This window comes from Streptomyces sp. NPDC126503 (assembly GCF_040302405.1).
In the GTDB taxonomy this organism is placed as follows: Bacteria; Actinomycetota; Actinomycetes; order Streptomycetales; family Streptomycetaceae; genus Streptomyces; species Streptomyces gulbargensis.
Window position 1 is genome coordinate 193,305 of record NZ_JBEORS010000001.1, and the last position, 26,858, is coordinate 220,162.

A 26,858-nucleotide genomic window follows, 5' to 3' on the forward strand; every position below is an offset into this window, starting at 1 on the left:
GCGGGGTGGTCGGGGGGCTCCGGCACCGGGTTCCGCGAGGCGCGCGCGGGCGCCGGTTCACGGCGGCGCGGCGGGGTTCTACGGTGGGTCCATGACGACCGGCCCCACGCACCGCTCCCCCGCCGCACCCCCTTCCCCGCTCGCCCCGGCGCACGTCGAGGCCGACGGGGTTCCCGTCGCCGAACCGGGGCTGGCCGCCGCGCTGATGAGCGGGTACGGCCACTTCACGGCGATGCAGGTGCGCGGCGGGCGCGTGAAGGGGCTCGGCCTGCACCTGGACCGCCTCGACGGCGCGACCCGCGAACTCTTCGGCCACCCGCTCCCCGGGGAGCGGGTGCGGACCCTGCTGGCGGGGGCGCTGGCACGGGCGGGCCGCACCGACGCCTCCGCGCGGGTGTACGCGTACCCGGACGGCGGCCCCGGCAGCGGTGCCCGGATCCTGGTGACCGTCACCGCGCCGGCCCCCGACGGCCCCGGCGCGCCGCAGCGGCTGCGGTCCGTGGACTACCTGCGCCCGGCGCCGCACCTCAAGCATCTGGGCGGCTTCGGGCAGACGTACCACGGTGAGGCGGCCCGCCGGGCGGGCTTCGACGAAGCCCTGCTGACCTCCCCCGCGGGGGAGGTCGCCGAGGGCGCGGTCACCAACGTGGCGTTCTGGGACGGCACTCGTCTGGTCTGGCCGTCCGCCCCCTGTCTCGTCGGCATCACCATGGCCCTGCTCCTGTCCCGGCTGCCCTCGGTCCGCCGCCCGGTCACCCTGGACGGCCTGTCCGGCTTCCGGGCGGCCCTGGTGACCAATTCGAGGACGATCGCCCCCGTGGCCGCGGTGGACCAGGTCCGCTTCCCGGTGGACGAGGAGCTGATGGAGCGCGTCCACGCGGCGTACCTGGCGGTGGAGGGCGAACCGGTCGCCGTGTGACGTCCCCGCCGGGCCGCCCCGACGCCGGTCCGTGCCGACCGGGTGACGGTGATCACCCGTTCGGCACGGCGTGTCACCCGGCCCCACGAAACCGGCTCTGACCTGCGTAAACGCTCAACATCCAGGCGACACGCCGTCCCGGACGGCGCAATCCTGATGCCCCCTCAGCAGGCGCGGGGCGGGGCGCGGCTCTTATCTCGGTCCTAGGAGGCCGGTACCGGGAAGTCCCTCCCGGCACGGCCCCGGCATGACCGCTCGCGCGCCCCGCCCCGGAGGACATCCATGCGCACCACTGCCCGCCTGCTCACCGGTACCGCCTTGTCGGTCGCCGCGATCGGGGTCCTCGCGGCCCCCCTCGCGCACGCCGGCGACTTCGAGACCCTCGAGGTGTACCCGTCGTCCGCGTCCCCCGGCACGACCGTCACGGTCAACACCACGGCGTGCGGCAAGCACGGCCGCGGCGTCGGGGACGCGAACTCGCTCGGGGCGGGCGAGTTCCAGCTCAACCCCAGCACCCACAAGGAGGTCGTGGTCGGCCAGTTCACCGTGCCGCAGCACACGAAGCCCGGCACGTACGGGATCAGTGTGGCCTGTGACAACGGCAAGACGGCCCGGGGTGACCTGACCGTCAAGCACCGGCCTCCGAGCGGCCACGTCCCCACCGGAGTCGGGGGCAGCATCGGCCCCGACACCGCCCAGGTCACGGCGGGCGCGGCGGTGCTGGCCGCGGCTGCCGTCGGCGGTGCCTGGCTCCTGCGCCGCCGGGCGAGCGGCGCGCAGGGCCACTGAGCCACCGCCCGTCCTGCCCCCGCCGCGCGCCCGCACACGGCCCGGCGGGGGCAGGGCCACACCCCTGGAACCCATGGAGCACACGACGGACAGGTGAGCGGCAGGTGAGTGTCGAGTGAGCGGCAGGAGCAAGGGCTGGGGCATAGCGGTGGCCGTCTGTGTCGGCCTCTGGCTCGTGCAGAACGGCTCGGAGGACGTCACCCCGCCCGTGCCGTCCGCCGCCCAGGCCTTCGCGGCCGGACCGGCCGTGCACACGGACGCCGCCGCCGATCCGCTGCCGCCCTCGGAGCCGGTACGGCTGCGCATCCCGGAGACCGGTGTGGACGCCCCGGTGACCGGACTCGGCCTGGCGGCGAACGGTTCGCTCGCCGTGCCGCCGGCCGCCGACCGCAACCTCGCAGGCTGGTACGAGGACGGCACGACGCCCGGCGCGAAGGGCACCGCGATCGTCGCCGGGCACGTCGACAACGCCGAGGGCCCGGCCGTCTTCTACACGCTGGGCGCGCTGAAGAAGGGCCACCGGATCGAGGTGGACCGGCGCGACGGCCGGACCGCCGTCTTCACGGTCGACGCGGTGGAGGTGTACGCGAACGAGGACTTCCCCGACGAGAAGGTGTACGGAGAGGCCGACCGGGCCGAGATCCGGGTGATCACCTGCGGCGGCGGCTTCTCCGAGAAGGCGGGCGGCTACCAGGGCAACGTGGTCGCCTTCGGCCACCTGATCGGCGTGCGGTAGACCGCCGCCCCCGGCCCCCGCCCCGGGCTCAGCTCCACTGGTCGAAGGCCAGCTTCGCCACCAGCGAGAAGACCACGACGAGCAGCACCCCGCGCACGAACTCGGTGCCCTTCCGCAGCGCCATCCGCGCCCCGAGCATGCCGCCCGCCAGGTTGAAGACGGCCATCACGGCGGCCAGCTGCCAGTAGACGGTGCCCTGGTAGGCGAAGGTGGCGAGCGCGCCCGCGTTGGTGCAGACGTTGACGATCTTGGCCGTGGCGGAGGCCGTCACCAGGTCGAGGTGGAGCACGGCGGTCAGGGCGAGCACGAGGAAGGTGCCGGTGCCGGGCCCGAACATGCCGTCGTAGAGGCCGATCCCGCCGCCGACGAGGACGATCGCGGTGACGATCCTGGCCCGGGTCAGCGGGGCCCGCTCCGCCCCCTCGGGCCGCGCGCCGAAGGCGGGCCGCAGGATGACGAAGGCGGCCACGCCGGCCAGGACCACCATGATGAGCGGCCGGAGGACCCGGTCGCTGATGCCCGCGGCGAAGACGGCTCCGAGCATGGAGCCGGCGGTGGCCGCGAGCCCGACCCGCACCGCCGTCCAGACCGGCACCGGCGCCTTGCGGGCGTAGGTGACGGCGGCCCCGGTGGTGCCGACGATCGCCACGGCCTTGTTGGTGCCGAGGGCGTACGTGTGCGGGACGCCGGGCAGCCCGAGCAGCAGCGCCGGCAGGAGGAGCAGCCCGCCGCCGCCCACGACCGCGTCGATCCACCCGGCCAGGAGCGCGGCGAGGCACAGCAGGACAAGGGTGGTCAGGGTGATGTCGGGCATGATCGCGAGCCTAGGGAGCGGATCGTTGCCCCGTCCACGGAACCGGGGATCGTTGAGCTACCTCTGAGCTTGGCCCCGGTCCCGCCGGAGGGGCCCCGCGGCCGGGGCCGTACCGCGCGCCCTCACAGCGCCGGCCGGCCCGGGCGGAGATCAGCGTTCCGTGCGGGAAACAGACGGGATGCGGCGGGGAAACACCCGCCGCGCACGCTTCCGGACATGAGTACACGGATCGTGGTGGTCGGGGGCGGAACGGCGGGCCTCCGCCTCGCCCAGCGCCTGCCGGTCACCCTCCTCGGCGAGGAGACGCACGCCCCGTACAACCGGGTGCTGCTCGCCGATGTCCTCGCCGGGCGGTACGCCCCCGAGGTCATCGCCCTGCCCGGGGGCCGTGAGCCGGTGCGCCGCGGCGTGCGGGCGGTGCGGATCGACCGGGCCGCCCGGACGGTGGAGTGCGCGGACGGCTCGCTCGTCGGCTACGACCGCCTGGTCCTGGCCACCGGCTCCAACCCGGTGCTGCCGCCGCTGCGCGGACTGCGCGGGGCGGAGCTCCCGGAGGGCGTGCACCCCTTCCGTACGCTCGACGACTGCCTGACCCTGCGGGAGCTGGTACGGCCCGGGGTGCGGGCGGTGGTCGTCGGCGGCGGGCTGCTCGGGGTGTCGGCGGCGCGGGCGCTGGCCGCGCGGGGCGCCGAGGTGGTGCTGACCCAGCAGGGCGAGCGGCTCATGGAGCGGCAGCTGGACGCGCGGGCCTCGGAGCTGCTGCGGGAGCACGTGGAGTCCCTCGGGGTCGAGGTGCACACCGAGTGCCGGGTGAGCGGACTGCGGCAGCGCGACGGGGCGGTGACGGCGGTCGAACTGGCCGACGGCTTCGTGCTCGACGCCCAGGTCGTGGTGCTGGCCTGCGGGGTGCGCCCGCGGACCGCCCTGGCCCGGGAGGCGGGCCTCGAGGTCAGGACCGGGATCGTCGTCGACGACGAGCTGCGGACCTCCGATCCCCGCGTCCACGCGATCGGGGATTGCGCGGAGCACGCCGGCCGCGTCTACGGCCTCGCCGGTCCGGCCCTGGAACAGGCCGATGTCCTGGCGGACGTGCTCACCGCCGGGGACGGCCACCCCGCTCCCGCCGGCGGCGCGGGCTCCGGTCCGCGTTACACCGGCACCCGGGCGCTCACCCGGCTCACCCTGGGCGGTTCCCGGCCCCTGGACCTCGCCGCCTTCGGCGAGGCCACGCCACGGCCGGGCGACGACGTCGTCCAGCTCACCGACGCCACGCGCAGCGCCTACCGCAAGGTCGTCGTCCGCGGGGACCGGCTCGTCGGGGGCGTCCTCCTCGGCGATCTGGCCGCGGTCGGCGCGCTCGCCCGGGCCTGGGAGGGCGACGAAGCCCTCCCCGAAGCCCCCCTGCTGCACCTGCTCACCCACGACGGAGGCTCCTGACATGAGCGCGCACACCCCCACCATCGTCCTGGTCGGCCACGGAATGGTCGGCCAGCGGTTCCTGGAGGCGCTCGCCGAGCGTGGCGTCACCGCGCGGGCCCGGATCGTCGTGCTCTGCGAGGAGCCCCGCCCCGCCTACGACCGCGTCCAGCTGACCTCGTACTTCTCGGGCAGGACCCCCGACGATCTGTCGATGGTCGAGGCCGGCTTCATGGAGAGGCACGGCATCGAGCTGTACGTCGGCGACCCGGCCGAGGCGGTCGACCGGGAGGGCCGGACGGTCACCGCCCGCTCGGGGCGGGTCTTCGCGTACGACACCCTGGTCCTCGCGACCGGCTCGTACCCCTTCGTGCCGCCGGTGCCCGGCAAGGACGCCCGGGGCTGTTTCGTCTACCGCACGATCGAGGACCTGCTGGCGATCGAGGAGTACGCGAAGGGGGCGACGACCGGCGCGGTGGTCGGCGGCGGTCTGCTCGGCCTGGAGGCGGCGGGCGCGCTCAAGGGCCTGGGCCTGGACACCCACATCGTGGAGTTCGCGCCCCGGCTGATGCCGGTGCAGGTGGACGAGGGCGGCGGCGCCGCGCTGCTGCGCACCATCGAGCAGATGGGCCTGACCGTCCACACCGGGACGGGGACGCAGGAGGTCGTCACCGAGGACGGCGCGGTCACCGCGATGCGGCTCTCGGACGGCTCCGAGGTCGCCACGGACATGGTGGTGTTCTCGGCCGGTGTGCGGCCCCGGGACCAGCTGGCGCGGGACTGCGGCCTGGCGGTCGGCGAGCGCGGCGGCATCGCGGTCGACGAGTGGTGCCGCACCTCGGACCCGGCGGTCTTCGCGATCGGCGAATGCGCGCTCGCCGTGGACGGGCGGGTGTACGGCCTGGTGGCGCCGGGCTACGAGATGGCGCAGACGGTGGCCGCCACCCTGGCGGAGGAGGAGGCCGGAGCGGGCTTCACCGGCGCGGACATGTCGACCAAGCTCAAGCTGCTCGGCGTGGACGTGGCCTCGTTCGGCGACGCGCACGGCACGGCCGAGGGCTGCCTCGACGTGGTGTACTCGGACTCCCGCTCGGGCGTCTACAAGAAGCTGGTCGTGGACGGAGAGGGCGTGCTCCTCGGCGGCGTCCTGGTCGGGGACGCCGACTCCTACGGCCTGCTGCGCCCGCTCACCGGCTCCGTGCCGCCGGTCGCCCCCGAGCAGCTGGTCCTTCCGGCCGGTGCGGGCGCGCCGGTCGCGCTCGGTCCGTCGGCGCTGCCCGACGACGCGGTGATCTGTTCCTGCCACAACGTGACCAAGCACGCGATCACCCAGTGCGCGACGCTGCCCGAGGTGAAGAAGTGCACCAAGGCCGGTACCGGCTGCGGCAGTTGCGTCAAGGTCATCGAGAAGCTGCTGCCGGCGGCGACCGGCAAGGGGCTCTGCGGCTGCTTCGCGTACACCCGCAGTGAGCTCTACGAGATCGCCCGCACCCTGCGCGTGACCTCCTTCGCCGCCCTCCTCGACTCCCACGGGCGCCCGGAGGCGCGGGGCGGCGAGGGCTGCGAGGTCTGCAAGCCGACCGTGGGCTCGATCCTCGCCTCCCTCGCCCCGGCGATCGGCCTGGACGGGTACATCCTGGACGGCGAGCAGGCCGCGCTGCAGGACACCAACGACCACTTCCTCGCCAACATGCAGCGCAACGGCTCCTATTCGGTCGTACCGCGCATCCCCGGCGGTGAGATCACCCCGGAGAAACTGATCGTGATCGGAGAGGTGGCCCGTGACTTCGGGCTCTACACCAAGATCACCGGCGGTCAGCGCATCGATCTGTTCGGCGCGCGGGTGGACCAGCTCCCGGCGATCTGGACACGGCTGGTCGACGCGGGCTTCGAGTCGGGGCACGCGTACGGCAAGGCGCTGCGCACGGTGAAGTCCTGCGTGGGGCAGACCTGGTGCCGCTACGGCGTGCAGGACTCGGTGAAGATGGCGATCCGGCTGGAACTGCGCTACCGGGGCCTGCGCGCCCCGCACAAGCTGAAGTCGGCGGTCTCGGGCTGCGCCCGCGAGTGCGCGGAGGCCCAGTCGAAGGACTTCGGCGTCATCGCGACGGCCGCCGGCTGGAACCTGTACGTGGGCGGGAACGGCGGCGCGACCCCGCGCCACGCCGACCTGCTCGCCCAGGACCTCTCGGACGCCGAACTGATCCGTCTCATCGACCGGTTCCTGATGTTCTACATCCGGACGGCCGACCGCCTTGAGCGGACGTCCACCTGGCTGGAGCGCCTGGAGGGCGGGCTCGACCACCTCAGGGACGTGGTGGTGCACGACAGCCTGGGTCTCTGCGAGGAGCTGGAGGCGCTGATGGCGGCGCACGTCGCGGAGTACCGGGACGAGTGGGCCCGGACCCTGGACGACCCCGACCGGCTGCGGCGGTTCGTCTCCTTCGTCAACGCCCCGGAGACCCCGGACCCCTCGGTCCGCTTCGTCCCGGAGCGGGACCAGATCAAGCCGGACCTCGACATCCTCACGATCGGCTCGCCGGTCGGCACGCTGGAAGGAGCGACCTCCCGATGACGACGCAGCAGGAACGGACGACGCTCGAACTGTCCCCCTCCCCCGACTCCTGGCTGACGGTCTGCGAGGCGGACCGGCTGACGCCGGGGCGGGGCATGGCGGCCCTGCTCCCGGACGGCCGGCAGGCCGCGGTCTTCCGGGACCGGGCGGGGCGGACGTACGCGATCGACAACCGCGATCCGTTCACGGGGGCCCAGGTGCTCGCCCGGGGGCTGCTGGGGTCGGCGGAGGGGCGGCCGTTCGTGGCCTCGCCGCTGCTGAAGCAGCGCTTCGACCTGACGACGGGCCGGTGCCTGGACGACGAGGAGGTCACGGTGACGGTCTACCCGGTGCGGGTGCGGTGACGCCGGGGCAACTCCCCTTTACTTGACCGGTCGTTCCAGAGAGGCGTACGGTCGGGGCGTGGCCAGGACCAAGGAATTCGATCCCGACGCCGCGCTCCGGGCAGCCCTCGAACTGTTCTGGGCGCGCGGCTACGAGGCGACGGCGATGTCCGACCTCGTGGAGCACCTCGGCATCGGCCGGGCGAGCCTCTACGCCACCTTCGGGAACAAGCACGAGCTGTATCTGAAGGCCCTGGACCGCTACGCCGAGGAGCGCGTGCCGGGGATGGTCGAGGAGCTGTCCGCGCCGGGCCCCGCCCTGCCGGCCGTCCGGGCGCTCGTCCGCCGCTTCGCGGCCGAGGCCGGGTCGGAGGAGGAGCGCCTGCAGGGCTGCTTCGTCACCAACTCGGCGGCGGAGCTGGCCCCGCACGACCCGGCCGTGGCACGCCGGGTGGAGCTCAACTGGGAGCACCTGGAGACGCTGCTCCACGCGACGCTCGTCCGGGCCCGCGCCCAGGGCGAGCTGCCGCCGGAGCGCGACCCGCGGGCCCTGGCCCGGATGCTGCTCGTCCTGATCCAGGGCATCCGGCTGGTCGGCAAGGCCTCCACGGACCCGGCACGGGTCCGGGACGCGGCGGAGCAGGCCCTGGCCCTGCTGGACTGAGCCGGACCACCGGAGGGGCGCCCGGAAGGGGCGCCCTTTTCCTGCGGCTCATTTTGGAACGTACGGTCAAGTCAGAGAACTGTCCCTCGGAGGGGTTTTCCATGTCCGATCGCTTCACCGACCGCGTCGTCCTCGTCACCGGGGCCGGGTCCGGCCTGGGCCGCGAGATCGCGCTCTCCTTCGCCGCCGAGGGTGCGAAGGTCGTCGCCGCCGGCCGCACCGCCGCCGCCCTGGACGAGACCGTCGCCATGATCGGGGACGCCGGGGGCACCGCCTCCGCCGTCACCGCCGACGTGTCCTCCGCCGCCTCCGTGCGGGAGCTGGTCCGGCGCACGGTGGAGCTGTACGGCGGGCTCGACGTGGCCGTGAACAACGCGGGGATCTTCCGGGGCGGCCACAGCGCCGCCGACTTCCCCCTGGAGGACTGGCAGGCCCTGCTCGACATCAACGTGACGGGCGTCCTGCACGCCCTCCAGGCCGAGGTCGCCCACATGCGGGCGCACGGCGGCGGGGCGATCGTGAACATCTCCTCCAACCTGGGCGCGCACGTCCGCGTCCCGGGCGTGTTCGGCTACCAGGTCTCCAAGGCGGCGGTCTCGGCGCTCACCCGCGCCGCGGCCCTGGACCACATCGGCGACGGGGTGCGCATCAACGCGGTCAGTCCGGGGGCCGCCGAATCGGCCATGTCCCTGCTGCCCGGCGAGACCGAGGCCGAGCGGGAGGTGCGGATGAAGGGCGAGTCGCCGCTGGGCCGGATCACCTCCGCCGCCGAGGTGGCGGCGGCGGTCCTCTACCTCGCCTCGGACGCGGCGGGGGCGGTCGTGGGCGCGGACCTGGTGATCGACGGCGGCGTCTCGGCCTGATCCCGGCGGGAACGCCGGGTCCCGGTCCGGCCCCGGCGGCCCGGCCGGGACCGGCTCCCCGTGGCCGCTCAGCCCTGGGCGGCGGCCGGGTCCATCCAGAAGACCTCCCAGTGGTGGCCGTCCGGGTCGGCGAAGGAGCGGCCGTACATGAAGCCCATGTCCATCGGCTCCTTCGCCGGGCTGCCGCCGGCGGCGAGGGCGGCGTCGGCGAGCTCGTCGGCCTTCTCGCGGCTCTCGGCGCTCAGCGTGATCAGCACCTCGGTGGCCTTCGTGGCGTCGGCGATCTCCTTGCCCGGGGCGGTGAAGCTCTTGAACTTCTCCTCGGTCAGGAGCATCGCGAAGATCGTGTCGCTGATGACGACACAGGCGGCGGTCTCGTCGGTGAACTGCGGGTTGATCGAGTAACCGATCTTCTCGTAGAAGGCCTTGCTCGCGTCCAGGTCCTTCACCGGCAGGTTCACGAAGATCATCTGCGGGGCCATGGTGTCTCTCTCCTCGATAGGGCGCCGCCCTGCTCGGTTCCGGCGCGTTCGAGGGGGTAGACCGGCGGTCCGTCCGGAACTCATCGCCCGGCGCGTGGCCTTCCGGAAGTTTTTCTCTCAGGCCGCCGGGGCCCGCAGGCGCAGCGCCGCCAGCGGGACGAAGCCACCGTCCCCGCCCCCGGTGGGCGCGTCCGGCCCGGCGAGCCGCCGCAGCATGGCGCGGGCGATCCGCTCGCCCTGCGCCTTGGCGCGCTCGGCCTGGGGACCGCGGTGGAGGCCGTCGACGGTGGCGTGCCAGAGCTGGACCCAGCGCCCGAAGTGGGCGGCGGTGAGGGGCCGGGCCGCGTGCAGGGCGGCGTGCGGCGCGAAGGCGTCCCGCCCGTAGCCGGCCGTACGGAACAGGGCCCGCTCCCAGAAGTCGGTGATCCGGGGCAGATGGGCGTCCAGGGCGGTGCCCGCGACCTCGGTGAAGTACGGCCCGATGAGCGGGTCCGTGAAGGCCTCGGTGTAGAAGCGGCGCAGCAGGACGGCGAGGTCGTCACGGCCGCCGATGTCCCTGGGGTTCCGGGTGGCAGGCATGCCTCCAGTGTCCCGCACGGCGAGGCGCTGCCCCCGCGCCGCATCCGTGGGGCGGAATGGCCGGAAGGTGACGCCCGTCCCCCGTGGGGCGGTCCCCGTCCCCGTCCCGCCGCTTCCGCTTCACCACTTGTTGATGCACAGTCAACTCCGTACTCCTAGGTTCCGGAAGCGCGCGACCCCGCCGCGGACCGTGTGGCGGCTGATCATCACACCCATGGAGTGAGACGTGGAGCGACGCAGTTTCCTGCGCGGAGCGGTCATCGGCACGTCGGCGGCCGCCTTCGGCGGCACCCTGATGCGCGGGGCGGCCTACGCGGCCCCCGCCCAGCCCGGGGCCGGCCCCTACGGCCCGCTCGGCGCCGCCGACGCCAACGGCATCCAGCTGCCCAGCGGCTTCACCAGCCGGGTCGTCGCCCGGTCCGGCCAGCGGGTCGGCAGCACCTCGTACGTCTGGCACAACGCCCCCGACGGCGGCGCCTGTTACGCCGACGGCACCGGCTGGATCTACGTCTCCAACTCGGAGATCTCCAGCACCGGCGGCGCGAGCGCGATCAAGTTCGACTCCTCGGGCTCCATCACCTCGGCCTACCGCATCCTCTCCAACACCAACCGGAACTGCGCCGGCGGCAAGACGCCGTGGAACACCTGGCTGTCCTGCGAGGAGGTCGACACCGGCTACGTGTACGAGACGGACCCGTGGGGCGTGAACCCGGCCGTCCGCCGGGCCGCCATGGGCCGCTTCAACCACGAGGCGGCGGCCGCCGACCCGGTCCGCCGGGCGGTCTACCTCACCGAGGACAAGTCCGACGGCTGCTTCTACCGCTTCGTGCCCTCCACCTGGGGCAACCTCTCCTCCGGCACCCTCCAGGTCCTGGTGGCCGGCACGGCCACCTCCGGCTCGTTCACCTGGCAGAACGTGCCGGACCCGGACGGCTCCCCCACCGCCACCCGCTACCAGGTCTCGGCGGCCAAGAAGTTCAACGGCGGCGAGGGCTGCCACTACGCCAACGACACCGTGTGGTTCACCACCAAGGGCGACAACCGCCTCTGGCAGCTCAACCTCGCCACCAGCACCTACGAGCTGGCGTACGACGACTCGCTGGTGCCGAGCGGCGCCGCCCCGCTCACCGGCGTCGACAACGTCACCGGGGCCTCCTCCGGTGACCTGTTCGTCGCCGAGGACGGCGGCAACATGGAGATCTGCGTCATCACCCCCGACGACGTGGTGGCCCCGTTCCTGCGGATCAACGGCCAGTCCTCCTCCGAGATCTGCGGCCCGGCCTTCTCCCCCGACGGCCGGCGGCTGTACTTCTCCAGCCAGCGCGGCACCTCGGGCAGCTCCTCGGGCGGCATCACCTACGAGGTGACCGGTCCGTTCCGCGCGTAACGCTCCGGTTCGGCCTGCCGCTGGGCGCCCCCGAGGAGGGCGGCGCCCAGCGGTGTCAGCGTGTGCAGCACCGCGTTGCCGTGGCGGAGGGTCGCGATCAGCCCGGCCTCGCGCAGCACGCCCGCGTGCTGGCTCGCCGAGGCGAGCGAGACCCCGGCGCGCCGGGCCAGCTCGCTCGTCGTCCCGCCGTCCCCGATGGCGTGCAGCACGGCGGAGCGGGTCTGCCCCACCAGCTTCGCGAGCGAGGAGCCGCCGGGCGCCCGGACGGTGGGTGCCTCGCCGTGCGTGACGGGGTAGACGAGAACCGGCGGCAGCGCGGGGTCGCGCAGCATGACGGGGGTCCCCCGGCAGAAGTACGAGGGCTGGAGCAGCAGCCCCCGGCCGCCGAGGTGGACGTCCCGGTCGACCGGGTAGTCGGCCTCCAGGACGGGTGCCTGCCAGCGCAGCATCGGCGGCAGTGAGGCGAGCAGCTCCTCCGCGCCGCCGTCGAGGAGGGCCCGGCCGCGCCGCGCCCGGTCGGCCTCGACGCGGGCCCGGATGTGCGGCCAGTACGGCTCCACGGCCGCCCGGTGGTAGGACCGCAGCGCCCCGACGAGCCGGTCGAAGGGCTCCGCGCCGCCGTCGGCGAGGGCACGGAGCGAGTGGGGCACGGTCCGGCCGCCACTGCGGTCGGCGGCGAGCAGGGAGAGCTCACCGCGCAGCCGGCCGAGGTCCGTCGCGCGGATCGCCTGGAGGCCCTCGTCGAGCCCGTGCACCGCTTCGGCGGGCGTCAGGAAGTCGGGAAAATAGCCCCGGCTGGGCACCAGGGCGGCGAGCAGCCGGGTCTCCCCGCCGAGCCGCATCCGCGTTTCGGAGCGCCATTCCCCGTAGACGACGGGGCCCCGCCGGTCCCTTAAGCGGTGAAAGCTCAGAATCGTTTCCCACAGAACGTCGGGACGGGCGGCCATCCGGACCGCCGCCAGATCGTCGCCGGTGAAATGAATCCGCAGCATCAAGCCCCCACCTGTGCACTCGCAACCACCCCCGCCGACGAGTATGCACACCATCACAGGTTGTTACCAGGGTGTTTCAGCCACAGTTGAAAAGCATCGCGGCGAACGGGGGTGAACCGAAAAGCTGTGCGGTGTCGGGCAGGAAACCTTCAGGACCGAGGTGACGTGGTGAAGACCGTGGGGGGCTTTGCCCGTCCGGCGGCGGTCGGCGAGGGTTGCGGCTCACCTGCCCGACATGGGTAAAGGGCGCGGCCACCGGGTGGGGATCCGGAGGCCGCGCCCGACCCGTTCTTTGCCGAAGAAACGGGAAAGTTCAAAGCCCAATAATTCAATGGGCCCCAATTGAACGTGAACTCACTTCCGAACAAAATCGACTCAAAATCAAAACGACGGGACGGACACCTCCGCACAAAGGTGTCCGTCCCGTCTCTCTTGGTTCCGGAGCCGCCGCCCGTCGGTGAGGGTCGTGAGAGACCGGCGGCGGCCCCGGTGGTTCCCGGGAGACCGCTGCTGAACGGCCGTTCAGCAGCGCCTCAGCGGTCGGGTCAGCGGCTGTCGCTGCCCTTCGATCCGGCGGCGGCACGGCCCGCCTCCAGGCGCGCCACCGGGATCCGGAACGGCGAGCAGGAGACGTAGTCGAGGCCGACCTCGTGGAAGAAGTGCACCGACTCCGGGTCACCGCCGTGCTCGCCGCAGACACCGAGCTTGATGTCGGGGCGGGTGGCACGGCCGGCCTCGACGGCGCTGCGCACGAGGGAGCCGACGCCGTCCTTGTCGATGGTCTCGAAGGGGCTGACCCCGAAGATGCCCTTCTCCAGGTACGCGGTGAAGAACGAGGCCTCCACGTCGTCGCGGGAGAAGCCCCACACCGTCTGCGTCAGGTCGTTGGTGCCGAAGGAGAAGAACTCCGCGGCCTCGGCGATCTGGCCGGCGGTCACGGCGGCACGCGGCAGCTCGATCATGGTGCCGAGCGCCAGCTTGAGCTCCACGCCGGTGCGGGCCTGGACCTCGGCGATGACCTGCTCGGCCTCCTCGCGGACGATCTCCAGCTCCTGGACGGTGCCGACGAGCGGGATCATGATCTCGGCGCGCGGGTCGCCCTTGGCGTCGATGCGCTGGGCCGCGGCCTCCGCGATGGCCCGCACCTGCATGGTGAACAGACCGGGGATGACGAGGCCGAGGCGGACACCGCGCAGACCCAGCATCGGGTTCTGCTCGTGCAGCCGGTGGACGGCCTGGAGCAGGCGCAGGTCGTTCTCGTTGGGGTCCTTGCGGGCCTCGGCGAGGGCGACGCGCACCGACAGCTCGGTGATGTCGGGCAGGAACTCGTGCAGCGGCGGGTCGAGCAGGCGGACCGTGACGGGCAGCCCGTCCATCGCCTCGAACAGCTCGATGAAGTCCTGCTTCTGCAGCGGCAGCAGCTCGGCGAGGGCGGCCTCGCGCTCGTCCTCGGTGTCGGCGAGGATCAGACGCTCGACCATCTCGCGGCGCTCACCGAGGAACATGTGCTCGGTGCGGCACAGGCCGATGCCCTGGGCACCGAAGCGGCGGGCGCGCAGCGCGTCCTCGGCGTTGTCGGCGTTGGCGCGGACGCGCAGGCGGCGGACGCGGTCGGCGTAGGCCATGATCCGGTGGACGGCCTGGACCAGCTCGTCGGCGTCGTCGGCGCCGGCGTGCATGCGGCCCTCGAAGTACTCCACGACCGGGGACGGTACGACGGGTACCTCACCGAGGTAGACCTTGCCGGTGGAGCCGTCGATGGAGACGACGTCGCCCTCCTCGACGACCACGCCGGAGGCGGTGGTCATCCGGCGGCGCTTGGTGTCGACCTCCAGCTCCTCGGCACCGCAGACACAGGTCTTGCCCATGCCGCGGGCGACGACGGCCGCGTGGGAGGTCTTGCCGCCGCGCGAGGTCAGGATGCCCTCGGCGGCGATCATGCCGTCCAGGTCGTCCGGGTTGGTCTCGCGGCGGATCAGGATGACCTTCTCGCCCGAGCGGGACCACTTCACGGCGGTGTACGAGTCGAAGACGGCCTTGCCGACGGCCGCGCCCGGGGAGGCGGCGATGCCGCGCCCGACCTGCTCGACCTTCGCGTCCTCGTCGAACTTCGGGAACATGAGCTGGGCGAGCTGCGCGCCGGTGACGCGCTGGAGCGCCTCGGCCTCGTCGATCAGGCCCTGGTCCACGAGCTGGGTCGCGATGCGGAAGGCGGCACCGGCGGTGCGCTTGCCGACGCGGGTCTGGAGCATCCAGAGCTGACCGCGCTCGATGGTGAACTCGATGTCGCAGAGATCCTTGTAGTGGGTCTCCAGGGTCTCCATGATCGACATCAGCTGGTCGTACGACTTCTTGTCGATCGACTCCAGCTCGGCGAGCGGCACGGTGTTGCGGATGCCGGCGACGACGTCCTCGCCCTGCGCGTTCTGGAGGTAGTCGCCGTAGACGCCCTGGTGGCCGGAGGCGGGGTCGCGGGTGAAGGCGACGCCGGTGCCGGAGTCCGGGCCCAGGTTGCCGAAGACCATGGAGCAGACGTTGACGGCGGTGCCGAGGTCGTGCGGGATGCGCTCCTGGCGGCGGTACAGCTTGGCGCGGTCGCCGTTCCAGGAGTCGAAGACGGCCTTGATGGCCAGGTCCATCTGCTCGCGCGGGTCCTGCGGGAAGTCGCGGCCGGTCGCGGTCTTGACGATCTTCTTGAACTGCTTGACGAGCTTCTTCAGGTCCGCCGCGTCCAGGTCGGTGTCGCTGGCGGCCTTCTTGGCGGCCTTGGCCTCGTCGAGCGCGTCCTCGAACAGCTCGCCGTCGACGCCCAGGACGGTCTTGCCGAACATCTGGATGAGGCGGCGGTACGAGTCCCAGGCGAAGCGCTCGTTGTCGGCCTGCTTCGCGAGGCCGACCACGGACTCGTCCGAGAGGCCGATGTTGAGGACCGTGTCCATCATGCCCGGCATCGAGAACTTGGCGCCCGAGCGGACGGAGACGAGCAGCGGGTCGTCGGCCTGGCCGAGCTTCTTGCCCATCTTCTGCTCGAGCGCGTCGAGGTGCGCGCTGACCTCGTCGCGGAGCGCCGCCGGCTCCGAGCCGCTCTCGAGGTAGACCTTGCACGCCTCGGTCGTGATCGTGAAGCCGGGAGGAACCGGGAGACCGAGGTTGGTCATCTCGGCCAGGTTCGCGCCCTTGCCACCGAGGAGGTCCTTCAGGTCCCTGTTGCCCTCGGTGAAGTCGTACACGAACTTCTGATCATTGTTTTCCGACACGGGTCTCGACTCCTCGACGACTCGGTTGGCTGCCCTGACGGCGAGGAACATACCCAGATCGAAGGCTTCTGGGGAGGTACGCCTGCCGGTCACACAGTCGTAACCACCCGTCCGCCCCCACTTCGAAAGTAACCAGGGAGTAGCTTCCGCTTTCACACCCCGAAGACCGCTTGACCCAATCCAGCAGATTCTCGCTCGAATGAGCGCCCCGCCGAGCATTTGCGTTCAGGCCTTGAACGCAAAAAGGGTGGCACTGGGTGCCACCCTTCAGGCGATGCAGGCGCCGCCGACCCGCTCATCTGAGCACACCCCACCTCAAGGGTGGTGAGGATCACTCCCCGAACGGGCCCGGATCTCAGCCGCCGGACGTATCCAGCTCGGCGTCCTCGCTCACACCCGCGCAGTCGTACGGGTCCTTCAACCAGCCGTCCGGCAGCACGACACGGTTGTTTCCGGACGTACGGCCCCGGGGGCCGTCCGCCCCCACCGGCCACGGCTGGTCCAGGTCGAGTTCGCTCAACTGAGCGCGCAGCTCGTCCAGGGAGGAGGTGACGGCCAGCTTCTTGCGCATCTCCGAGCCCACCGCGAAGCCCTTCAGGTACCAGGCGACGTGCTTGCGGAAGTCGATGACACCGCGCGCCTCGTCGCCCAGCCACTCGCCGAGCAGCCGCGCGTGCCGCACCATCACGTCGGCGACCTCCCGCAGCCCGGGCCGGACGTAGGCGCCGGTGCCCTCGAAGCCCGCCACCAGGTCGGCGAACAGCCACGGGCGGCCCAGACAGCCGCGCCCGACGACCACGCCGTCGCAACCGGTCTCGCGCATCATCCGCAGGGCGTCGTCGGCCGACCAGATGTCACCGTTGCCGAGCACCGGGATCTCCGGCACGTGCTCCTTGAGGCGCGCGATGGCGTCCCAGTCGGCCGTACCGCCGTAGTGCTGCGCGGCCGTCCGCCCGTGCAGGGCGATGGCCGTGACGCCCTCCTCGACCGCGATCCGGCCCGCGTCGAGGTAGGTGATGTGGTCGTCGTCGATGCCCTTGCGCATCTTCATCGTCACCGGCAGGTCACCGGCGTTCGAGACGGCCTCGTGCAGGATGGCCCGCAGCAGGGGCCGCTTGTACGGGAGGGCGGAGCCGCCGCCCTTGCGGGTCACCTTGGGCACCGGGCAGCCGAAGTTCAGGTCGATGTGGTCGGCGAGGTCCTCGTCGACGATCATCCGCACGGCCTTGCCGACGGTCACCGGGTCCACGCCGTACAGCTGGATCGAGCGCGGCTTCTCGGTCTCGTCGAACCGGATGAGCTGCATCGTCTTCTCGTTGCGCTCCACCAGCGCCCGCGTCGTGATCATCTCGCTCACGAACAGGCCCTTTCCGCCGGAGAACTCACGGCAGAGGGTGCGGAAGGGGGCGTTGGTGATGCCGGCCATCGGGGCGAGCACCACCGGCGGCTGCACGATGTGCGGCCCGATGGAGAGGGGGGAGAACGCGGTCATTGGCCCATTGTCCCGCACCGCCGGAATCCGCGGACGGGGCCACCAGTGCGAGCAGCCGCCCGACCCCGGCCCGGGTCTCCTCGTCCAGCGGCACGTACGTCACCAGGCTCGGGCCGCCGCCGGGACCGAGCCACAGGTTGGTGTGCTCGAAGCGGAGCAGGCCCACGTGGGCGTTGCGGATCAGCTTGGTACGGCCGCCGGGGGCGACCACGTCGTGGCGGGCCCAGATCTCCCGGAACTCCGGCGAGGCCTCCTCCAGGCGCTGGACCAGCCGTTTCCACGCAGGATCGGCCAGGTGCTCGGCCCGCGCGGCCCGCAGCTTGCCGGTGAGGAGCGGCAGCAGTTCCGTCAGGTCGGTCACGGCCGACCGGAACGCGTCGTCGGTGAAGGCGAGCCAGAGGGAGTTGCGGTCCTCGCGGGGCAGGGCGTCCAGGTCGCGGAAGAGGTGTCCGAAGGTGCGGTTGTAGGCGAGGAAGTCGAAGCGGGCGTTCTGCACGGCGGCCGGTACGGGCTCCAGCTGGTCGAGGATCGCGCGCAGGGCGGGCGTGACGGCCGCGTCGGGCGCCTCGGGGTGCGGGTCGGCACGCCCGGCCAGGGCGAAGAGGTGGGCGCGCTCGGTCGGGTCGAGCAGCAGGGCCCCGGCGAGGGCGGCCAGGACCTGCGGGGAGACCTGGATGTCCCGGGCCTGTTCGAGCCAGGTGTACCAGGTGACGCCCACGGCGGAGAGCTGGGCGACCTCCTCGCGGCGCAGGCCGGGCGTCCGGCGCCGGCGCCCGCGCGGCAGCCCGACCTGCTCGGGGCTGATGCGCTCCCGCCGGCTGCGCAGGAAGGCGGCCAGCTCGTACCGCCGCACCTCGGGCTCGGAGGGGCGCCGTGCGGCCGTTCCGGGCGTCGGGGGTACGGGCGCCGGCCCGGTCGGGCGCCGCGGTGCGGGATCGGGCGCGGGTCGCGGTGCGGGCTCGGGCGCGGGTCGCGGTGCGGGCTCGGGCGCGGGGCCCGCCGTGAGGGTCATGCCCCCAGCCTGCCCGGGCCGCCCGCCCGGTGCCAGGTAGCCGTTGTACCAGGATGAGAAGACTCTGGTACCAGGCTGAGCGGAGGCCGATCGTCGAAGCGTGACCACGATCCCCACCACCGCCCGTCCGGCCGCCGCTCCCGGCGGCGAGCCCGTCCCGCCGGGGCTCGGCGCCCTCGGCCTCTGCACCGTCCTCCTCGGCGCCGCGCTGCCGCTGGTCGACTTCTTCATCGTCAACGTCGCCCTGCCGTCCCTCGGCCGGGACCTGGGGGCCGGGGAGGCGCTCCTCGAACTCGTCGTCGCCGGGTACGGCCTGTCGTACGCCGTGCTGCTCGTCCTCGGCGGGCGGCTCGGGGACCTCTTCGGCCGCCGGCGCCTCTTCCTCACCGGCCTCGTCGCCTTCGGCCTCACCTCGCTCGCCTGCGGGCTCGCACCGGGCCCCTGGACGCTGGTGGGCGCGCGCGTGGCACAGGGTGCCGCGGCGGCCATGCTGCTGCCGCAGGTGCTGGCGACCCTTCACGCCTCGACGTCGGGCACGCGCCGGGCCAGGGCGCTCGGCCTGTACGGGGCGACCACCGGGCTCTCCTTCGTCACCGGCCAGATCCTCGGCGGCCTGCTGGTCGCCGCCGACCTGTGGGGCACCGGCTGGCGCGCGGTGTTCCTGGTGAACGTGCCGGTGGTGCTGCTGCTCCTGCCGCTCGCCGCCCGTGCCGTACCCGAGACCCGCTCGGACCGCCCGGCGCCGGTGGACGTGGCCGGCACCCTGCTCCTCGCCCTGGCCCTGACCACGCTGCTCGCCCCGCTGACGGAGGGCAGGGCCGCCGGATGGCCGCTGTGGACCTGGCTCGCGCTCGCCGTCTCCCCCTGCGCGGCGGTGGCGTTCTGGCGGGTGCAACGGCGCGTGGAGCGCCTCGGCGGCTCCCCGCTGGTCCCGCCGAGCCTGCTGAAGCTGGTCCCGCTGCGGCGCGGTCTGGTGCTCGTCCTGCCGCTGTCGGGCGGCTTCGGCGGCTTCATGCTGGTGATCGCGGTGGCCCTCCAGGAGGGCGCCGGGTTCGGCGCGGTGGCGGCCGGCGTGGCGCTGGCCCCGATGGCGCTGGCCTTCTTCGCGGCCTCGCTCGCGGGGCCGCGGCTGGTGGCGCGCTGGGGCAGCCGGGTGATCCCGGCCGGAGCCCTGGTCCAGGCGGCCGGTCTCGGCCTGTTGGCCTGGACGGCCTGGCGGTCCTGGCCGGACCTCTCGGTGGCGGCCCTGCTGCCGGGGATGGCCGTCGCGGGGATCGGCCAGGGACTCCAGCTCCCGGTGCTGTTCCGGGTGGTCCTCGCGGAGGTGCCGCCGGAGCGGGCGGGCGTGGGCGGCGGCGTCATGGTGACGACCCAGCAGGCGGCCCTCGCCCTGGGCGTGGCCACGCTCGGCACCCTGTTCCTGTCGCTGGCGGACACGGGCTCCATGGGCACGGCCCTCGCGGTGGTGCTCGTGGTCCAGCTGGTGGTGGCCCTGCTGACGGCCCTCGCCGCCCTGCGCCTGCCCAGGGCGGTGGGCTGAGCCGTAGGGGCTGAGCCGTACGACGCCGGAGGGCCCGGGTCACGTGGTGACCCGGGCCCTCCGTCCGTTCTCTCCGGCCGCGCCGGTGCGTCTACTCCGCCGGCTCGGCCGGCGTCTCCTGCCGGGCGCGCTCGCGCATCTTCTTCACCAGCTCCTGCTTCTGGTCCTCGGCCCGGCGGCGGTCGGCCGCGCGGCCCTGTCCTGCTCCCTGCTGGTCGGCGCGGGACAGCTTCTTGCGCTGTCCGCCGACGCCGAGAAGGTTGTTCTTGCTCTTGGCCATGGGCTCCCCTGGGGTGAGGTGTGCGGTGGTCGGTGGATCGGCCTGCGCGCCGCTCTCACTCGTAGATCGGGAGATGAGCAAACATGCCGTGAACGCTACCGGCGGGGGCCCGCGGGAGCACCCGGTTTTTCCGGCACGCGCGGCCCGCGCCCGTACGGCAAGAGCCCCCGGTTCCCGCTGTGGAACCGGGGGCTCTTGCCGACGCGGCAGGGGGTTCAGCAGCCGAGCAGGCGGCTGCCCAGGTAGCCCTGGATCTGGTCGAGGGAGACGCGCTCCTGCTTCATGGTGTCGCGCTCGCGCACGGTCACCGCGTTGTCGTCGAGGGTGTCGAAGTCGACGGTGATGCAGTACGGGGTGCCGATCTCGTCCTGGCGGCGGTAGCGGCGGCCGATGGCGCCGGCGTCGTCGAACTCGATGTTCCAGTTCTGACGCAGGTCGGCCGCGAGGCCCTTGGCCTTCGGGGAGAGCTGCGGGTTGCGGGAGAGCGGCAGGACGGCGGCCTTGACCGGGGCCAGGCGGTGGTCGAGGCGCATCACGACGCGCTTCTCCATGACGCCCTTGGCGTTGGGGGCCTCGTCCTCGGTGTAGGCGTCGAGGAGGAAGGCCAGCATCGTGCGGCCGACACCGGCCGCCGGCTCGATGACGTACGGCGTGTAGCGCTCGTTGGACTCCTGGTCCAGGTACGTCAGGTTGGCACCGGAGGCCTTGGAGTGGGCGCTCAGGTCGTAGTCGGTGCGGTTGGCGACGCCCTCCAGCTCGCCCCACTCGCTGCCGCCGAACTGGAAGCGGTACTCGATGTCGGCGGTGCGCTTGGAGTAGTGGGAGAGCTTCTCCTGCGGGTGCTCGAACCAGCGCATGTTCTCCTCACGGAGACCCAGGCCGGTGTACCAGTTCCAGCGCTGCTCCATCCAGTACTCCTGCCACTGCTCGTCCTCGCCCGGCTTGACGAAGAACTCCATCTCCATCTGCTCGAACTCGCGGGTCCGGAAGATGAAGTTGCCCGGAGTGATCTCGTTCCGGAAGGACTTGCCCATCTGCGCGATGCCGAACGGGGGCTTCTTGCGCGCGGTCGTCTGCACCTGGGCGAAGTTGGTGAAGATGCCCTGGGCGGTCTCGGGACGCAGGTAGGCGACGGAGCCGGAGTCCTGGGTCGGGCCGAGGTGGGTGGAGAGCAGGCCGGAGAAGTTCTTCGGCTCGGTGAAGGTGCCCTTGTTGCCGCAGTTGGGGCAGTTGAGGTCGGCGAGGCCGTTCTCGGGGAGACGGCCGTGCTTCTCCTCGTACGCCTCCTCCAGGTGGTCGGCGCGGAAGCGCTTGTGGCAGGAGGTGCACTCGGTCAGCGGGTCGGTGAAGGTCGCGACGTGGCCGGAGGCCTCCCAGACCTCGGTGGCCAGGATGACCGACGAGTCGATGCCGACGACGTCCTCGCGCGAGGTGACCATGTAACGCCACCACTGACGCTTGATGTTCTCCTTGAGCTCGACGCCCAGGTGCCCGTAGTCCCAGGCGGCGCGCTGACCGCCGTAGATCTCACTGCAGGGGAAAACGAAGCCACGGCGCTTGCTCAGGCTGACGATGGTGTCGATCTTGTCGGCGGCCACGGTGCTCTCTTCATTACGACGACGAAGTGCGAATGCCACAGGTTACCGGCGCCCGCACCCCCCGTATCAAATCGGTTCGTTCGACGGACGATCACGACCCGCGTGGCCGGGGCCACACATACGACAATTGACAATCGTTTCCATATTTGTTGAAAATGAGTGTCATGAACGTACGCCGTCTGATACCCCCCACCGCCCTCGCCGGAGCCGTCGCGCTCGGCCTCGTCTCGCTCTCCGCCTGCGCCGGCTCCCCGGACGCGGCAGGCGGTGACAGCGGCAGCGGCGGCGGCAAGCTGGACGTGGTGGCGTCGTTCTACCCCATGCAGTTCCTGGCGGAGCGGATAGGCGGCGGCCACGTGGCCGTCGAGACGCTCACCAAGCCCGGCGTCGAGCCCCACGACCTGGAGCTCAAGCCGCGCCAGGTCGGCGCGCTCGGCGACGCCGACGTCATCCTCTACCTCAAGGGCATCCAGCCCGCCGTCGACGAGGCGATCGCCCAGGCCCGCGTCGAGAACACGGTCGACGCCGCCACCCTCACGAAGCTCGAGGAGCACGGCACCGGGGTCGACGAAGCCCACGCGGGCGAGTCCCCCGAGGAGCACGCCGCGCACGCCGGGGAAGGCCACGCCGAGGAGGGCCACGAGGGCCATGACCACGGTTCCGAGGCCGGCGCCGACCCGCACATCTGGCTCGACCCCGTGAAGTACGCCGAGGTCGCCAAGGGCGTCGGGGCCGCCTTCGAGAAGGCCGACCCGGCCCACGCCGCCGACTACAAGAAGAACACCGCCGACCTGGTGAAGAAGCTCGAAGGCCTGGACACCGAGTTCCGGACCGGCCTGAAGAACACCACCACGCGGACCTTCATCACCACCCACTCCGCCTTCGGCTACCTCGCCGAGCGCTACGGCCTCGACCAGGAGGGCATCTCCGGCCTCGACCCCGAGTCCGAGCCGAGCCCCGCCCGGATGAAGGAACTCCAGCAGGTCGCGGCCCGCGAGAAGGTCACCACCGTCTTCTTCGAGACCCTCGCCAGCGACAAGACCGCCAAGACCCTCGCGGGCGACACCGGCCTGAAGACCGACGTCCTCGACCCGCTGGAGGGAATCACCGACCGGTCCCGGGGCGATGACTATGTCGAGGTCATGCGGTCCAACCTCACCGCGCTGAAGAAGGCCCTCGGCGCCAAGTGACACCCACGCACGTATCGGAGGCACGAGCCATGGCCCTGGAACCCGTCATTTCCGTCCGCGGGGCCACGGCTGCCCTCGGCGGCCGGCCCGTCCTCCGCGGCGTCGACCTCACCGTCCACCGCGGTGAGGTCGTCGCCCTGCTCGGCGCCAACGGCTCCGGCAAGTCCACCGCCGTCCGCTCGGTCATCGGCCAGGTCCCGCTGACCGGCGGCACCATCGAACTCTTCGGCACCGAGCGGAGGCGTTTCCGCGACTGGGCGCGGATCGGCTACGTGCCGCAGCGCACCACCGCCGCCGGCGGCGTCCCCGCCACCGTCCGCGAGGTCGTCTCCTCGGGGCGGCTGGCCCGCCGCCGCTTCGGCCGCTTCTCCCGGGAGGACAGGGCGGCCGTCGCCCGCGCCCTCGACCTCGTCGGCCTGGCCGACCGGGCGGGCGACTCGGTGAGCGCCCTCTCCGGCGGCCAGCACCAGCGGGTCCTGATCGCCCGCGCCCTCGCCTCCGAACCCGAGCTCCTGATCATGGACGAGCCCATGGCGGGGGTGGACCTCGCCAGCCAGGAGGTGCTGGCCTCGACCCTGCGCGAGCAGGTCGGCGGCGGCACCTCGGTCCTCCTCGTCCTGCACGAGCTGGGCCCGCTGGAGCCGCTGATCGACCGGGCCGTCGTGCTGCGCGACGGCTGTGTCGTCCACGACGGCCCGCCGCCCGAGGCCGTCGGACAGCACGCCCTGCCCGGCCACGACCACGTCCATCCGCACGCGGCCGGCGAGCCGCTCCGTACGGGTCTGCTGACCTGAGGAAGCTGACCTGATCATGGAATTCCTCCACGACGCCTTCATGCAGCGGGCGCTGCTCGCCGCCGTCCTGGTCGGCATCACGGCCCCGGCCGTCGGCATCTACCTGGTCCAGCGCCGCCAGGCCCTCATGGGCGACGGCATCGGTCACGTCGCCATGACCGGCGTCGGCCTCGGCTTCCTGCTGAACTCCAGCCCGGTCTGGATGGCCACCCTGGTCGCCGTCGCCGGCTCCGTCGCCATGGAGCTGATCCGGGCGTACGGCAAGACCCGCGGCGACCTCGCCCTCGCCCTGCTGTTCTACGGCGGCATGGCCGGCGGTGTGCTGCTCATCAACCTCTCGCCGACTGGCTCCAACGCCAACCTCAGCTCGTACCTCTTCGGCTCCCTGACCACGGTCTCGCCCGAGGACGTCACCGCGATCAGCCTGCTGGCCGCGTTCGTGGTCCTCGTCACGGTGGGCTTGCGCCGGCACCTCTTCGCCGTCAGCCAGGACGAGGAGTTCGCCCGGGTCACCGGCCTGCCGGTGCGCGCCCTGAACCTGCTGATCGCGGTCACGGCCGCGGTCACCGTCACGGTCGCCATGCGGGTCGTCGGCCTGCTCCTGGTGAGCGCGCTCATGGTGGTGCCGGTGGCCGCGGCCCAGCAGCTGACGAAGTCGTTCCGGGCGACCTTCGTCCTCGCGGTGGCGACCGGCGTCACGGTCACCCTGGCCGGCACGGTCACCTCGTACTACCAGGACGTCCCGCCCGGCGCGACCATCGTCCTGTACGCGATCGGCGTCTTCGTCCTGCTGACGCTGCTGGCCGCGCCGCTGGCCAGACGCCGGGCGCGGGCCGCCGAGGGGGGCGCGGCGGGCTGCGACGCCCCGGTCCCGGCCACCCGGCGGCCGGCGGACGACGTGCAGGTCTGACCTGGCGGGGTCGGGGGGCTGGCAGAATGGCGGGGGCAGTCAAGGAATCAAGGAGGCCCCGTGACGACGGCAGGACCCCCCGTACGCGGCCGCTCGACCAAACAGCGGGCCGCGGTGGCGGCGGCATTGAGCGAGGTGGACGAGTTCCGCAGCGCCCAGGAGCTGCACGACATGCTCAAGCACCGCGGCGCCTCCGTCGGCCTCACCACGGTCTACCGCACGCTCCAGTCCCTCGCGGACGCGGGCGAGGTCGACGCGCTGCGCACCAGCGACGGTGAGACCGTCTACCGCCGCTGTTCGACCGAGGACCACCACCACCATCTGGTGTGCCGCCTGTGCGGCAAGGCGGTCGAGGTCGAGGGGCCGATGGTCGAGCAGTGGGCCGAGGCGGTCGCCTCGGAACACGGCTTCGTGAACGTGGCGCACACGGTCGAGATCTTCGGCACGTGCGCGGAGTGCGCCGGGAAGTAGTCCGTACGCGAACGACGGCGGGGCCCGCACCGGAATCACCCGGTGCGGGCCCCGCTCCGTCCCCGGGGGCGCGGTCGCGGCGCCCCGGTGCCGGTCAGGTCTTGTCGAGGACGGCCATGTCGGCCGGGTCCACGCCGCCGAAGCGGCGGTCGCGGGAGGCGTACTCGACGCAGGCCCGCCACAGGTCGCGGCGGTCGAAGTCGGGCCACAGCACGTCCTGGAAGACCATCTCGGCGTAGCTGCTCTGCCAGATCAGGTAGTTGGAGGTGCGCTGCTCGCCGCTGGGCCGCAGGAAGAGGTCGACGTCCGGCATGTCCGGGTAGTACAGGTACTTCTGGAAGGTCTTCTCGTTGACCTTCGACGGGTCCAGCTTGCCGGCCGCCACGTCCCGGGCGATGGCCTGCGCCGCGTCGGCGACCTCGGCCCGGCCGCCGTAGTTGACACAGAAGTACAGCGTCATGGCGTCGTTCCCGACGGTCTGCTCCTGGGCGATCTGGAGCTCCTCGACGACCGACTTCCACATCTTGGGCATCCGGCCGACCCAGCGGATGCGGATGCCGAGCTCGTCCATCTCGTCGCGGCGGCGGCGGATGACGTCCCGGTTGAAGTTCATGAGGAAGCGGACCTCCTCGGGCGACCGCTTCCAGTTCTCGGTGGAGAAGGCGTAGAGAGAGAGGTTCTTGACGCCCATCTCCAGGCAGCCCTTGAGCACGTCGAGGACGACGCCCTCGCCGACCTTGTGGCCCTCGGTACGGGGCAGGCCGCGCTCCTTGGCCCAGCGGCCGTTGCCGTCCATCACGCAGGCGACGTGGTTCGGCACCAGCTCGGCCGGGAGCTTCGGCGGGCGGGCGCCGGACGGGTGCGGCTCGGGGGTCTTGTACTCCCGGCGCTGCCGCCCGAGGATTCCGCGTCGTGCGATGGCCATGCGATGGATCTCCTAGCTCTTTTCTACGTACCGCAGGGAGCGCAGGCCGCGCTCCAGATGCCAGTGCAGATAGGCGGACACGAGTCCGCTGCCCTCCCTGACGTGACGCGGCTCGCACGCGTCCGCCGTCGCCCAGTCGCCGGTGAGCAGCGCGCTGAGCAGGCCGATGGCCTCCGCCGAGGGTACGACGCTTCCGGGCACCCGGCAGTCGCCGCATATGACGCCGCCCGCCGCGACCGAGAAGAACCGGTTCGGCCCGTGGAGTCCGCACTTGGCGCAGTCCTCGAAGCTGGGGGCGTACCCGTTCACGGCGAGGGAGCGGAGCAGGAAGGCGTCGAGGATGAGGTGGGGCGCGTGCTCGCCCCGGGCGAGGGTCCGCAGGGCGCCGACGAGCAGGAGGTACTGCTGGACGGCCGGCTCGCCCTCGTGGTCGGTGAAGCGCTCCGCCGTCTCCAGCATGGCCGTGCCCGCCGTATAGCGGGCGTAGTCGGTGACGATGCCGCCCCCGTAGGCGGCGATGGTCTCGCTCTGGGTGCAGAGCGGCAGCCCGCGGCCGATCAGGTCGCTGCCCCGGGCGAAGAACTGCACGTCCACGTGCGAGAACGGTTCCAGCCTGGCCCCGAACTTCGACTTCGTGCGCCGCACGCCCCTCGCCACGGCGCGTACGCGGCCGTGACCGCGCGTGAGGAGGGTGATGATGCGGTCCGCTTCACCCAGCTTCTGGGTGCGCAGCACGATGCCGTCGTCGCGGAACAGACTCATGCCCCCATTCTCCCGTACGGGAGGGGCGGCCCGGACCGGGAAGGGGCGGGCGGGGTACGGCGGGGACCGCCGGGAGCCGGAGAGCCGG

At 72.4% G+C, this 26,858-nt stretch carries 25 protein-coding genes; 14 read left to right on the forward strand and 11 right to left on the reverse strand.

Features of this window, described 5'->3' with window-relative positions; all coding sequences use genetic code 11:
* Window positions 1-91 precede the first annotated feature (91 nt).
* From ABTY40_RS00990 to ABTY40_RS01000, 3 genes are all read left to right on the forward strand, one after another.
* On the forward strand, window positions 92-919 hold the full coding sequence (locus tag ABTY40_RS00990) for an aminotransferase class IV (protein WP_352057574.1): 828 nt from the start codon (window positions 92-94) through the stop codon (window positions 917-919).
* A 282-nt stretch (window positions 920-1,201) separates the two neighbouring features.
* A complete protein-coding gene (locus ABTY40_RS00995; RefSeq protein ID WP_352057575.1) occupies window positions 1,202-1,708 on the forward strand; it encodes a GVDTG sorting domain-containing protein in 507 nt (168 codons plus the stop codon).
* Between the two features lie 115 nt (window positions 1,709-1,823).
* Window positions 1,824-2,444 (forward strand): class F sortase, encoded by a 621-nt coding sequence (locus tag ABTY40_RS01000; protein ID WP_352057576.1) that lies wholly within the window; start codon window positions 1,824-1,826, stop codon window positions 2,442-2,444.
* A 28-nt stretch (window positions 2,445-2,472) separates the two neighbouring features.
* Here the strand turns inward: ABTY40_RS01000 and ABTY40_RS01005 are convergent, their stop codons facing one another.
* Window positions 2,473-3,258, reverse strand: a complete 786-nt coding sequence (locus ABTY40_RS01005) for a sulfite exporter TauE/SafE family protein (RefSeq protein ID WP_352057577.1) — start codon at window positions 3,256-3,258, stop codon at window positions 2,473-2,475.
* A 216-nt stretch (window positions 3,259-3,474) separates the two neighbouring features.
* Here ABTY40_RS01005 and ABTY40_RS01010 point away from each other — a divergent pair, with 216 nt between their 5' ends.
* The 5 genes from ABTY40_RS01010 to ABTY40_RS01030 all read left to right on the forward strand — a co-directional run bounded on the left by ABTY40_RS01010 (window position 3,475) and on the right by ABTY40_RS01030 (window position 9,099).
* Window positions 3,475-4,695 (forward strand): NAD(P)/FAD-dependent oxidoreductase, encoded by a 1,221-nt coding sequence (locus tag ABTY40_RS01010; RefSeq protein WP_352057578.1) that lies wholly within the window; start codon window positions 3,475-3,477, stop codon window positions 4,693-4,695.
* Window position 4,696: 1 nt separating this feature from the next.
* Window positions 4,697-7,249, forward strand: coding sequence for a nitrite reductase large subunit NirB (gene nirB, locus ABTY40_RS01015; protein WP_352057579.1), 2,553 nt, complete (start codon window positions 4,697-4,699; stop codon window positions 7,247-7,249).
* Window positions 7,246-7,593 (forward strand): nitrite reductase small subunit NirD, encoded by a 348-nt coding sequence (gene nirD, locus ABTY40_RS01020; protein WP_352057580.1) that lies wholly within the window; start codon window positions 7,246-7,248, stop codon window positions 7,591-7,593. Before nirB ends, nirD begins: the two co-directional genes overlap by 4 nt.
* A 58-nt stretch (window positions 7,594-7,651) precedes the next feature.
* Entirely contained in the window at window positions 7,652-8,236 is a 585-nt protein-coding gene (locus ABTY40_RS01025) for a TetR/AcrR family transcriptional regulator (protein WP_352057581.1), read from the forward strand.
* 101 nt (window positions 8,237-8,337) lie between these two features.
* Window positions 8,338-9,099 (forward strand): SDR family NAD(P)-dependent oxidoreductase, encoded by a 762-nt coding sequence (locus tag ABTY40_RS01030; protein ID WP_352057582.1) that lies wholly within the window; start codon window positions 8,338-8,340, stop codon window positions 9,097-9,099.
* 68 nt (window positions 9,100-9,167) lie between these two features.
* On the opposite strand, the gene ABTY40_RS01035 is transcribed toward ABTY40_RS01030, so the two are convergent.
* Together ABTY40_RS01035 and ABTY40_RS01040 are read right to left on the reverse strand one after the other, a co-directional pair.
* Window positions 9,168-9,581, reverse strand: a complete 414-nt coding sequence (locus ABTY40_RS01035) for a VOC family protein (protein WP_345283470.1) — start codon at window positions 9,579-9,581, stop codon at window positions 9,168-9,170.
* A 117-nt stretch (window positions 9,582-9,698) separates the two neighbouring features.
* On the reverse strand, window positions 9,699-10,160 hold the full coding sequence (locus ABTY40_RS01040; RefSeq protein ID WP_352057583.1) for a group III truncated hemoglobin: 462 nt from the start codon (window positions 10,158-10,160) through the stop codon (window positions 9,699-9,701).
* Between the two features lie 226 nt (window positions 10,161-10,386).
* On the opposite strand from ABTY40_RS01040, the gene ABTY40_RS01045 reads away from it, so the two are divergent.
* Window positions 10,387-11,547, forward strand: coding sequence for an alkaline phosphatase PhoX (locus ABTY40_RS01045; RefSeq protein ID WP_345283463.1), 1,161 nt, complete (start codon window positions 10,387-10,389; stop codon window positions 11,545-11,547).
* Here the strand turns inward: ABTY40_RS01045 and ABTY40_RS01050 are convergent.
* The 4 genes from ABTY40_RS01050 to ABTY40_RS01065 form a co-directional block, all read right to left on the reverse strand.
* Window positions 11,517-12,539 (reverse strand): ArsR/SmtB family transcription factor, encoded by a 1,023-nt coding sequence (locus ABTY40_RS01050; RefSeq protein WP_345283459.1) that lies wholly within the window; start codon window positions 12,537-12,539, stop codon window positions 11,517-11,519. The genes ABTY40_RS01045 and ABTY40_RS01050 overlap by 31 nt on opposite strands.
* A 545-nt stretch (window positions 12,540-13,084) precedes the next feature.
* Window positions 13,085-15,796, reverse strand: a complete 2,712-nt coding sequence (gene ppdK / locus ABTY40_RS01055; protein WP_352057584.1) for a pyruvate, phosphate dikinase — start codon at window positions 15,794-15,796, stop codon at window positions 13,085-13,087.
* 355 nt (window positions 15,797-16,151) lie between these two features.
* On the reverse strand, window positions 16,152-17,288 hold the full coding sequence (gene dusB / locus ABTY40_RS01060) for a tRNA dihydrouridine synthase DusB (RefSeq protein ID WP_352057585.1): 1,137 nt from the start codon (window positions 17,286-17,288) through the stop codon (window positions 16,152-16,154).
* Window positions 17,179-18,300 (reverse strand): MmyB family transcriptional regulator, encoded by a 1,122-nt coding sequence (locus tag ABTY40_RS01065; RefSeq protein WP_352057586.1) that lies wholly within the window; start codon window positions 18,298-18,300, stop codon window positions 17,179-17,181. Before ABTY40_RS01065 ends, dusB begins: the two co-directional genes overlap by 110 nt.
* 109 nt (window positions 18,301-18,409) lie before the next feature.
* Between ABTY40_RS01065 and ABTY40_RS01070 the strand changes: the two genes are divergently transcribed.
* The gene (locus ABTY40_RS01070; protein WP_352057837.1) at window positions 18,410-19,840 is read left to right on the forward strand and encodes an MFS transporter; all 1,431 of its coding nucleotides are present in this window, start codon (window positions 18,410-18,412) and stop codon (window positions 19,838-19,840) included.
* 91 nt (window positions 19,841-19,931) lie between these two features.
* On the opposite strand, the gene ABTY40_RS01075 is transcribed toward ABTY40_RS01070, so the two are convergent.
* Both ABTY40_RS01075 and ABTY40_RS01080 read right to left on the reverse strand, forming a co-directional pair.
* Entirely contained in the window at window positions 19,932-20,120 is a 189-nt protein-coding gene (locus ABTY40_RS01075; protein ID WP_352057587.1) for a DUF6243 family protein, read from the reverse strand.
* A 215-nt stretch (window positions 20,121-20,335) separates the two neighbouring features.
* Entirely contained in the window at window positions 20,336-21,718 is a 1,383-nt protein-coding gene (locus tag ABTY40_RS01080; RefSeq protein ID WP_345283445.1) for a glycine--tRNA ligase, read from the reverse strand.
* A gap of 164 nt (window positions 21,719-21,882) precedes the next feature.
* Here ABTY40_RS01080 and ABTY40_RS01085 point away from each other — a divergent pair, with 164 nt between their 5' ends.
* Genes ABTY40_RS01085 through ABTY40_RS01100 form a run of 4 tightly spaced genes read left to right on the forward strand, consistent with a single transcriptional unit; the run spans window position 21,883 to window position 25,083 of the window.
* The gene (locus ABTY40_RS01085) at window positions 21,883-22,908 is read left to right on the forward strand and encodes a metal ABC transporter substrate-binding protein (RefSeq protein WP_352057588.1); all 1,026 of its coding nucleotides are present in this window, start codon (window positions 21,883-21,885) and stop codon (window positions 22,906-22,908) included.
* Window positions 22,909-22,937: 29 nt separating this feature from the next.
* A complete protein-coding gene (locus ABTY40_RS01090) occupies window positions 22,938-23,702 on the forward strand; it encodes a metal ABC transporter ATP-binding protein (protein ID WP_345283437.1) in 765 nt (254 codons plus the stop codon).
* A 16-nt stretch (window positions 23,703-23,718) separates the two neighbouring features.
* The gene (locus tag ABTY40_RS01095; protein WP_352057589.1) at window positions 23,719-24,612 is read left to right on the forward strand and encodes a metal ABC transporter permease; all 894 of its coding nucleotides are present in this window, start codon (window positions 23,719-23,721) and stop codon (window positions 24,610-24,612) included.
* A 60-nt stretch (window positions 24,613-24,672) separates the two neighbouring features.
* Window positions 24,673-25,083 (forward strand): Fur family transcriptional regulator, encoded by a 411-nt coding sequence (locus ABTY40_RS01100; protein WP_345283429.1) that lies wholly within the window; start codon window positions 24,673-24,675, stop codon window positions 25,081-25,083.
* Window positions 25,084-25,177: 94 nt separating this feature from the next.
* On the opposite strand, the gene ABTY40_RS01105 is transcribed toward ABTY40_RS01100, so the two are convergent.
* Both ABTY40_RS01105 and recO read right to left on the reverse strand, forming a co-directional pair.
* A complete protein-coding gene (locus ABTY40_RS01105) occupies window positions 25,178-26,002 on the reverse strand; it encodes an isoprenyl transferase (RefSeq protein ID WP_345283747.1) in 825 nt (274 codons plus the stop codon).
* An 18-nt stretch (window positions 26,003-26,020) separates the two neighbouring features.
* Window positions 26,021-26,770, reverse strand: coding sequence for a DNA repair protein RecO (gene recO, locus ABTY40_RS01110; protein WP_345283427.1), 750 nt, complete (start codon window positions 26,768-26,770; stop codon window positions 26,021-26,023).
* Window positions 26,771-26,858: the final 88 nt, after the last annotated feature.

Coding starts and splice junctions, on each gene's coding strand:
- ABTY40_RS01085 (WP_352057588.1), top strand. CDS start 21,883: ATGAACGTACGCCGTCTGATACCCCCCACCGCCCTCGCCGGAGCCGTC.
- dusB (WP_352057585.1), bottom strand. CDS start 17,288: ATGACCGCGTTCTCCCCCCTCTCCATCGGGCCGCACATCGTGCAGCCG.
- ABTY40_RS01040 (WP_352057583.1), bottom strand. CDS start 10,160: ATGCCTGCCACCCGGAACCCCAGGGACATCGGCGGCCGTGACGACCTC.
- ABTY40_RS01090 (WP_345283437.1), top strand. CDS start 22,938: ATGGCCCTGGAACCCGTCATTTCCGTCCGCGGGGCCACGGCTGCCCTC.
- ABTY40_RS01065 (WP_352057586.1), bottom strand. CDS start 18,300: ATGACCCTCACGGCGGGCCCCGCGCCCGAGCCCGCACCGCGACCCGCG.
- ABTY40_RS01030 (WP_352057582.1), top strand. CDS start 8,338: ATGTCCGATCGCTTCACCGACCGCGTCGTCCTCGTCACCGGGGCCGGG.
- nirB (WP_352057579.1), top strand. CDS start 4,697: ATGAGCGCGCACACCCCCACCATCGTCCTGGTCGGCCACGGAATGGTC.
- ABTY40_RS01035 (WP_345283470.1), bottom strand. CDS start 9,581: ATGGCCCCGCAGATGATCTTCGTGAACCTGCCGGTGAAGGACCTGGAC.
- ABTY40_RS01050 (WP_345283459.1), bottom strand. CDS start 12,539: ATGCTGCGGATTCATTTCACCGGCGACGATCTGGCGGCGGTCCGGATG.
- ABTY40_RS00995 (WP_352057575.1), top strand. CDS start 1,202: ATGCGCACCACTGCCCGCCTGCTCACCGGTACCGCCTTGTCGGTCGCC.
- ABTY40_RS01010 (WP_352057578.1), top strand. CDS start 3,475: ATGAGTACACGGATCGTGGTGGTCGGGGGCGGAACGGCGGGCCTCCGC.
- nirD (WP_352057580.1), top strand. CDS start 7,246: ATGACGACGCAGCAGGAACGGACGACGCTCGAACTGTCCCCCTCCCCC.
- ABTY40_RS01075 (WP_352057587.1), bottom strand. CDS start 20,120: ATGGCCAAGAGCAAGAACAACCTTCTCGGCGTCGGCGGACAGCGCAAG.
- ABTY40_RS01005 (WP_352057577.1), bottom strand. CDS start 3,258: ATGCCCGACATCACCCTGACCACCCTTGTCCTGCTGTGCCTCGCCGCG.
- recO (WP_345283427.1), bottom strand. CDS start 26,770: ATGAGTCTGTTCCGCGACGACGGCATCGTGCTGCGCACCCAGAAGCTG.
- ABTY40_RS01095 (WP_352057589.1), top strand. CDS start 23,719: ATGGAATTCCTCCACGACGCCTTCATGCAGCGGGCGCTGCTCGCCGCC.
- ABTY40_RS00990 (WP_352057574.1), top strand. CDS start 92: ATGACGACCGGCCCCACGCACCGCTCCCCCGCCGCACCCCCTTCCCCG.